Source organism: Planococcus donghaensis MPA1U2 (genome assembly GCF_000189395.1).
GTDB lineage: Bacteria > Bacillota > Bacilli > Bacillales_A > Planococcaceae > Planococcus > Planococcus donghaensis_B.
Window position 1 is genome coordinate 1 of record NZ_AEPB01000026.1, and the last position, 8,446, is coordinate 8,446.

Annotated in this window: 8 protein-coding genes; 2 read left to right on the forward strand and 6 right to left on the reverse strand. The window is 39.3% G+C overall.

Going from position 1 to position 8,446, the window contains the following annotated elements; translation table 11 throughout:
• Positions 1 to 205: 205 nt before the first annotated feature.
• Entirely contained in the window at positions 206 to 1,765 is a 1,560-nt protein-coding gene (xylB, locus tag GPDM_RS07060; RefSeq protein ID WP_008430226.1) for a xylulokinase, read from the reverse strand.
• 125 nt (positions 1,766 to 1,890) lie between these two features.
• On the opposite strand from xylB, the gene GPDM_RS07065 reads away from it, so the two are divergent.
• Entirely contained in the window at positions 1,891 to 2,781 is an 891-nt protein-coding gene (locus tag GPDM_RS07065; protein ID WP_008430227.1) for an AraC family transcriptional regulator, read from the forward strand.
• Between the two features lie 9 nt (positions 2,782 to 2,790).
• On the opposite strand, the gene GPDM_RS07070 is transcribed toward GPDM_RS07065, so the two are convergent.
• The 5 genes from GPDM_RS07070 to GPDM_RS07090 form a co-directional block, all read right to left on the reverse strand.
• Positions 2,791 to 4,071 (reverse strand): TRAP transporter large permease, encoded by a 1,281-nt coding sequence (locus GPDM_RS07070; RefSeq protein ID WP_008430228.1) that lies wholly within the window; start codon positions 4,069 to 4,071, stop codon positions 2,791 to 2,793.
• Entirely contained in the window at positions 4,071 to 4,562 is a 492-nt protein-coding gene (locus GPDM_RS07075; RefSeq protein WP_008430229.1) for a TRAP transporter small permease, read from the reverse strand. Before GPDM_RS07075 ends, GPDM_RS07070 begins: the two co-directional genes overlap by 1 nt.
• Positions 4,563 to 4,672: 110 nt before the next feature.
• A complete protein-coding gene (locus GPDM_RS07080; protein ID WP_008430230.1) occupies positions 4,673 to 5,698 on the reverse strand; it encodes a TRAP transporter substrate-binding protein in 1,026 nt (341 codons plus the stop codon).
• Positions 5,695 to 6,135 carry an HIT family protein gene (locus GPDM_RS07085; RefSeq protein WP_008430232.1) on the reverse strand — a complete coding sequence of 147 codons (441 nt, stop codon included), beginning with the start codon at positions 6,133 to 6,135 and terminating at the stop codon, positions 5,695 to 5,697. The genes GPDM_RS07080 and GPDM_RS07085 overlap by 4 nt, the downstream gene beginning before the upstream one ends.
• Positions 6,128 to 7,180, reverse strand: coding sequence for a zinc-dependent alcohol dehydrogenase (locus GPDM_RS07090; protein WP_008430233.1), 1,053 nt, complete (start codon positions 7,178 to 7,180; stop codon positions 6,128 to 6,130). Before GPDM_RS07090 ends, GPDM_RS07085 begins: the two co-directional genes overlap by 8 nt.
• Positions 7,181 to 7,461: 281 nt before the next feature.
• On the opposite strand from GPDM_RS07090, the gene GPDM_RS07095 reads away from it, so the two are divergent.
• Positions 7,462 to 8,007, forward strand: a complete 546-nt coding sequence (locus tag GPDM_RS07095) for a D-lyxose/D-mannose family sugar isomerase (protein ID WP_008430234.1) — start codon at positions 7,462 to 7,464, stop codon at positions 8,005 to 8,007.
• The last annotated feature ends 439 nt before the right edge of the window (positions 8,008 to 8,446 follow it).

An 8,446-nucleotide genomic window follows, 5' to 3' on the forward strand; every position in this document is an offset into this window, starting at 1 on the left:
TCCACCTCGCGACCGCGCGTATTCTTCCAGCATCGTGCATAAGACTCGACGCACCGTGCATATTTCTCCAGAACCGCGCATATCACACGCCCAATCGCGCATAAAATGCCTCTCCCACTTTCTTTTTAGTCTACTAACAAAAAAAAGCCCAATTCCAGGAACAACCTGAAATTGGGCTACTTCAAAATGTCTCTTTCTCTACTCCTTACGAGTGAACTTTACTTTCTTGTTTACAGTACTCGATTTGATTGACCAGCTCTTCTCTCGTTTTTTCAAAATTTCTCAATCCCGCGCTGATTTTCTTCGTACTGTTGTAAATCTCTTTATATAGTTCGTATAAAATTTCGTACTGACTGACATTTCCAGCTATAGGTTCGTATGCTTTTTCGTAAGAAATGAATACACGGGTACAATCTTCTAAGGAGTTATACCACCCGCAACCGTAGCAAGCCAATATGGCTGCTCCAAGCGCTGGACCTTGTTCACTGTATAAGTTCACAATTCGCACGTTAAAGATATCTGCTTGCATTTGCAACCATACATCGCTTTTCGCGCCCCCACCTATCGAAATGATCGTATTCACATTGTTGGAATGTTTTCTTAAGATGTCTAGCGATTCTTTCAAAGAAAACGTAACGCCTTCCAACACTGCACGTGTAAAGTGTTTTTGAGTGTGTCCCGCATCGATTCCAATAAAACTAGCGCGTATGGTGGCATCTGTATGCGGTGTTCTTTCTCCTACTAGATAAGGAGCGAACAAGAGTCCGTTTGATCCGACTGGAATGGATTCTATTCCTGCTAATACGCTCTCAAATGTTTGCCCTTGTGCGAATGTGTCTCGAAACCAACTTAAACTATGTCCTGCCGAAAGCGTGACGCCCATACTGTAAAAAGCATCTTCGTCTCCGTGATTAAAATAATGTAAGCTTCCTCCATAATCGCGTTTGTCGAGTTCTTCGTACGATAAAATCACTCCCGAAGTGCCAATGCTGCACAAAGCTTTTCCTTCAGACAGAATACCTGCACTAATGGCTCCGCAAGCATTATCTGCACCTCCAGCAAATACTTTTGTATTGCTAGATAATCCTGTAACTTCTGAAAACTCCGCAGTAATGAGCCCTATGTAAGCATGGGACTCTACTAGCTCTGGGCAAATTTTTTCATCTACATCGAATTGCTGACAAATCTCTCGACTCCATTTTTTCTCTTGTGTGTTCAGTAACAATGTACCAGCTGCATCCGAATAATCCGTGTGTAGTTCTCCAGTTATTTTAAATCGCAAATAATCTTTTGGTAATAAAAACAGGTGAATCCTCTCAAAAATTTCTGGCTCGTTTTGTTTCACCCATAATAATTTCGGTAAGGTAAATCCTTCAAGTGCTTGATTTTTAGTGATTTCTAGAAGTCTTTCTTTACCAACGCTTTGCTCAATTTCACGGCATTGTTCAGTCGTTCTCGTGTCATTCCAAAGGATGGCATTTCTCATAACTTCTAGATTTTCATTTAACAGCACCAATCCATGCATTTGACCTGAAAAGCTAATGGCTTCAATGTCATTTACATTACCTTTAAAATTTTTCACCAGTTTGTATATGAGTTGTTTCGTTTTCTCGTACCACACGTCAGGATCCTGCTCACTATACCCGGACTTTGCTTGAATCAATGGGTAAGATACTGATAGGGTTTGGTGAATAATTCCACCTCTATCCACTAAAATAGCTTTAACAGCGCTTGATCCTAAATCTATTCCAATTACGTATTTCACATGTCATCCCCCATTATCCAAATGTTGCTTTTTAAAAGCAACAGAATTTTCAAACGATTTTTCTTTACTGATTCATTTCGTGGTAAAGTTGACTAATACATATTTAAAAAGTTGAGGTGAACCGGATGTTACGAGATGATCAAGTAAAAGTCCTGTGGATGTCTCGTATTGATTATGAAAAAAATACGGGTGTTAAAAGTCATTACCACGATGATTTGTATCAATTCCTCTTTATTATCGATGGCAAAGGTAGCATACAATTAGGGGATACTGTTTTCGAACTTCTTCCAAATCACGCTTATTTCATCCCTAAACGAACAGAGCATAGTTTCTTTTTCTCAAATGCCTCTTCTACGATTGATATTAAATTTGATATTCTTAGCCCAGCAGTAGAGAAATTTTTCATAGCAGAAAGTGAGACAATTCCTTCTATTATTGGCGATTCTCAAAAATTGAAGGATTTGTTTAAACTTTCTGTGATGAATTTACAGCATGCCCATCCTTTGATTCCTTACCGAATCGATGTTGGGTTTAAAGACATTTTGCTGTCGATTATCCAAGAAAAGACGATGGTAAAAGAAAATAATTCTCGTTCTCTCTATGCTTTAAAGCAAGAATTCCAACCCGACTTTCCCGTTATCGATTATTTATCAGAAAACCTGACTTCGCCCATTACACTTCAAGATATTTCAAATCATTTTAATTTTCATCCGCATTATATTATTGAGTTATTCCGAAAAAATCTTGGAACAACGCCGATGAAACTGTTACAAGAACTTCGGATAGAAAAGTCAAAAGAATACTTGGAGTTTAGTACATCGACGATTACCGAAATTGCAGAACTTGTCGGATTGTCTGCGCCTTATTTTTCAAGGCTATTCCACACAAGAGAAGGCATTTCACCAACTGACTATCGAGAGCAAGCGAGAACAGTTGTAGGTAAACATATATTATTAGAAGAAGAGTTTTCGCATTCTTTGAAAAACCAACCGTTAATATATAAAGACTTGCTTTAAAAAAATCCTTTAGTCAAAAAAGTTAGGAATCAGCAAAGTAATCTGAGGTACGAAAGCCACTAATAGCAGTACGATAATCATGCTGATATAAAAAGGTAGGAGCGCTTTGACCACACTTTCCATCGGAATTTTTGCAATAGCGCTTCCGATAAATAATGCGCCTCCGACTGGTGGAGTAACCAAACCAATCGCCATACAAATCATCATCATAATTCCATAATGCACAGGGTCCATCCCGATACTTGTCGCAATCGGCAAGAGGATGGGCGTCGTGATCAAAATGATTGGCGCTACATCTAGTAGCAATCCTAAAAATATTAAGATGAAAATCAAGATTAATGTTATGAGAATTGGGCTATTAGTTAGCCCTAATAAATTTTCAGAAATTAACGTAGGAACTCGTAGCAAAGCTAATAGCCATGCAAACCCACTAGACGTTGCGATCAAGAACAATACAAGAGCCAAGGTTTTAAACGTCCGCTTTAATACAGGCACAATTAGTCGAATTGATACATCGCGATTAAACACAAAACTAAGCAAAAATGCGTAAACAACTGCAATCGCAGCAGATTCTGTAACGGTAAATATGCCAGTCATGATACCTCCGATAATAATGACTCCAGTCATTAATCCGGGAAAACTTAATCGAATAGCCTTGCCTATTTCTTTGATTGATGAAGGCTTTTCAGAAGGATAATTTCTTTTAACCGCAATCAAATACGCTGTAACCATTAACCCGAGGCCTAGTAGGATGCCAGGGATAATCCCAGCAAGAAATAACGAACTGATGGAAATCCCACCGCCTGCTGCTAACGCATAAATAATCATATTGTGACTAGGGGGAATGACAATTCCTTGTGTAGATGATGTAACTGTTACAGCGACAGAGTAATCTGCATCATAGCCTTTTTTCTTCATCATCGGAATCATTAACGAACCAGACGACGAAGCATCTGCTAATGCCGAACCTGAAATCCCACCAAATAACATGCTCGAGCTGACATTTACCATACCAAGTCCCCCACGAAACCTCCCGACTACCGAATCAGAAAGCTTGATAAGTTTTTGTGAAATGCCACCTGTGTTCATTATTTCACCAGCTAGTATAAAAAAAGGAATAGCTAGTAACGGAAAACTGTTAATCCCAGCTACCATACGTTGTGCTAACATCGATAACGGAATATCTAGTAAAAAAGCTACCACGATTGAAGTCAATCCCATCGCTAATGCTACCGGTACACCTACAACAAGTAATACAAGAAACAAAATAAGTAACGTTGCAATAGCCATCACTCTTCAACCTCACTTTCTTCAAGAATTCCTACCCACTTACCAAAAAACTCAAATACTAAGTAAACGATTACTAGTAACCCAGCTATAGGCACGACGCCATACAAAATAGCAGAAGGTACGCCCAATCCCGAAATTTGTGAATTCATCATACTAAAAGAAAATTTACTGCCCTCAATTAGCATAAAAAATCCAAACAATATGGCTAAAAGCCGTTGAATATAATTCAAAACTACTTGAACTTTTCCAGGCATTTTCGATACAAACAAATTGATCTTAATGTGGCTATTGTCTTGGATACCAATTGCAATTCCAATAAAGCCAATCCACACCATCAGTAACAAAGATAAAGGCTGGATCCATGTAGGTGTATAATTCAATCCAAATCGTGAAAGAACTTGATAACTAATAATCACCGTCATTACTACAATCATTAGCAGTACAAAGCCTTCAGTTATTCTTCTGATGGTTAGTAGAAATTTATTGTTCATCCTGGCGACCTCCTCAATTGCTGTATTCCACCTTGATGCTTCTTTTTTGAAAACTACGCGAGTTATGAAGAAAACAGGCAAAGGGTATTGAAAACCTTTGCCTCAGATCTTTACTGTTTTGCTTTTTCGATTTCTTCAAATAATGTGCCGTATGTTGAATCGTATTCATCATATAATGATTGAACATTTTCTCTAAATGCCTTTCGCTCTTCGTCCGACAATTCGATTACATTGTTTCCAGCTTCTTTAACTGTGTCCATCGCTTTTTGAGAAAACTTATCATATTCCTCTAGCTGAACAGTTTCTGAATCGATTGCAGCTTGTTGAATCAACTTTTGGTCTTCTGCTGTTAATTGATCCCACGAACTTTTGCTCATAAACAATACGCCAGGAATTCGTAAATGCTCGGACAATGTAAAGTTTTTAGCTACTTCGTAATGTCCATCCGCAACGTAAGTACTGACATTGTTTTCGCCGCCTTCAATAACGCCCATTTGCAATGCGCTGTATACTTCCGAAGCAGCCAAAGGAGTCGGAGACGTCCCTAGTTTTTTGAATGCCGAAATGAGGATATCGTTTTGCATCACGCGAATTTTCTTGCCTTTTAAATCAGCTACCTCTTCAATCGGATCGGTTGAGTAAAAACTTCTAGCTCCTGCATCATAAAAGGCTAATCCAACTAAATCGGATTCTTGTAAATCTGCAAACAAAGTATCTCTCAATGACGAATCTAGAGCTGCTCTCATATGCTCTCTATCTTCGAAAAGAAATGGGAAGCTGAAAACTCCTAAACTGTCTGCAAACTGAGTTAAAGGACCCGCATTAGCTCGCCCAATATCGATAATGCCAACTTGTGTTTGTTCAATAGTTGTCGTTTCATCACCCAATTGTCCACCTGTATAAACTTCAATTTTGATCCTGCCGTCTGAAAGCTCTTCTACTTTTTCAGCAAATGCCTTTTCTGCTATTGAGTCTGGGTATTCATCTACTTGCGGTTCAGAAAGTCGTAAGACAATTTCCGCTTTCGTGTCAGCGCTTACATCTGTTGCATTATCCGAAGAACAACCTGTTGCTACTAAAAGCAATACGAACAACAACAAGGAAAGAACTAATTTTTTAGGGTTTAATAAATTCATTTTTTAACCTCCTCTAATTTTAAGTGCTGTTGGATTTCATCAGTGAGTTGCTTATATTCCTGCTCAGTCAACGCTTTTGTCACAGGTGGATCGTGAACAAAAGCGCCTCCCCAATCAGGACCTTGCTCGTATTTCGGAACAAGGTGAACATGAAGATGAGATACAACATCTCCATAAATCGCATAGTTTATTTTTTGCGGTGCAAACGTTTCTTGTAAGGCTTTTGCTGCTTTTGAAAGATCCTCCATAAAAAACTGACGCTCATCATTAGACAACTCAAACAATTCTCTTTTATGGCTTTGTAGAGCTAGTATACTTCTTCCCGAATGTGTTTGATCTTTATTGAGATACAATATTGATGTCTGTAATTCAGAAATTTTCATCATCAAATTATCCAATCGCTCATCTTTTTCACAATAAAAACAAGAGTTATTCATATTGGTTAGACTCTTCTTTGACTTCGCAATCGATCATAACGTGGATAGTATCTCCTTTATGGTTGTTTCTTGTTTTAAAGGCTTCATCCAATCTCTCTAGTGGAAATATATGTGTAATGGTTTCTTTTGTATTGACCAGTCCATCCATTACTAATTTCAATCCTTCATCAAAGTAACGGCGATTATCAATATCTCGTTTTGGTTCTGTTGAAAAGATATCCAATCTCTTTTTGTGAACTTTGAAAAAGTCGACAGGTTCATGACAAGTTCCAATACAGCCATACATAACAATCCTGCCATTTTGAGCAGCCGCATCAATTGCATCGACCATACCTGAACCTTCTAACAAACATGGAATAACGACATCAAAACCTTCTGGGAAATCTGCTCCAACCACATCCATCGTTTTTGCATGTTCTGAGGGAAGCTTATACGTATGTGTTGCACCGTATTTTTTAGCTAGCTCTAATTTTTCATCAAATAAATCGGTAACGATTAAATTTTTCGGACTATACAGACTAATCACTTGTGTTAAAGCCAAGCCGCTAACTCCTTGCCCCATAATCAAAACATTTTTATTGGGCGAGATATCAGCGTTTTCAGCTGCTGATATTAAAGCAGGAACCACTTCGATCAACGAACCTTCAATAAGCGGCAACTCTTTTGGCAATACTTTTACAGAGAATGGTTTGCAGCAAACATATTCAGCAAATGCTCCCCAAATGTAACGCAATGCTACATGGTCTCCTACCGCTAAACCCAGTACATTTTCTCCAACTTTATCAATAACACCTGCTACTTCATGTCCAAGCCGCGTTGGATAGGAAACAAATTCTGGCTCTCTAGCTCCGCGATATACTTCAACATCGCTCCCGCAAATGCCAACCCATTTTACTTTGATCCGAACTTCTCCTTCCGCTGGCTCTGGAATTTCTGCTCGTTTGATTTCTATTTTCCCAATATCAGACATTACGGCACACATTTGTGTACCCGGTCCGTTGTGATCTACTAATTCCATTGAAGGTACTGTCATTTTAATTACCATGTACATTATCTCCCCTTATTTTTCTTTTTTGTAAGCACTTACATTACAACTTTTACTTTATGGCATAGGAGCTTGATTGGCTATGGCGATAACTCAAATCAATTTAACCAAAATTCAGATTAATTAAAATAAGGTAATCTATGCTGACAGCCATTGCATAACATGCGTATTAGGTCAATCTGAGTTTTGGATAAGAAGAAACCCATTTTCATCATGGTGTATATCTGTTGTTTCTCTTATGCTTTTACTGCAAGTTATTCATTAGAGATGGAGGGATTGCATTGATTTCACAAACTGAACATGCCCAAATCTTAAAAGAAACCTTAGAGTACTTTGAAAAAGCACGTATTACCTTAACAGAAGAAGAAGTCAGTCGGTTGGAAGTTGCCGACTTTGGCCTCAACCAAATTAGAGATTTCGGTCTTCAATTAATCGAATATGTTAATACTGATCGCTGTTGCGCCAAAGACTTGGTGCTCTTGCCAAGACAAACTTGTCCTGAACATTTGCATCCGCCTGTTGGAGATTCCCCTGGTAAAGAAGAGACATTTAGATGTCGGCTGGGAACAGTTTACTTATACGTTCCGGGTGAACCAGTAGCGAACCCTTCAGCTGTTGTGCCAAAGCATAAAAAAGAAACCTTTACAGTTTGGAATGAAGTGATCCTGCAAGCAGGTGAACAATATACATTAGCTCCAAATACGCTGCACTGGTTTCAAGCTGGAGACGAAGGTGCATTAATCTCCGAATTCTCGACAACTAGCACAGACGAAAACGACATTTTTACCGATCCTAGTATTAACCGAATCCCGGTTATTGAGCAGTGACAATTTTTGAGCCCTCGGCAAACTTATTTTAGTTTTTCGAGGGCTTAGTTTTTTGTGTATCAGTGACATCGTGCGTGTTTTTTTGGGGAGCGTGCGTAAGGTGTTCTGTGCCGCGCGTGTGCCGCAACCTTGACTACTTTTAACTCGATCATGCTTGCCCGCCCAAACCAAAAACATTAGTTGCCCCGCTTTTCGCGAGCGAAAAGCACTAAAACCTACTAGCTTGGATTCTAGAACAAGTAATCTCTACTATCGAGTGAGACTTTTTTGGCGTCCGGATTGCCTCGCGCGCGTATTTTTTCTGGAACGCGCGTATCCACCTCGCGACCGCGCGTATTCTTCCAGCATCGCGCGTAACACTCGTCGTACCGCGCATATTTCTCCAGAACCGTGCACAATACTCGCCGCACCGCGCATATCTCGCCACCTAGCCTACTCC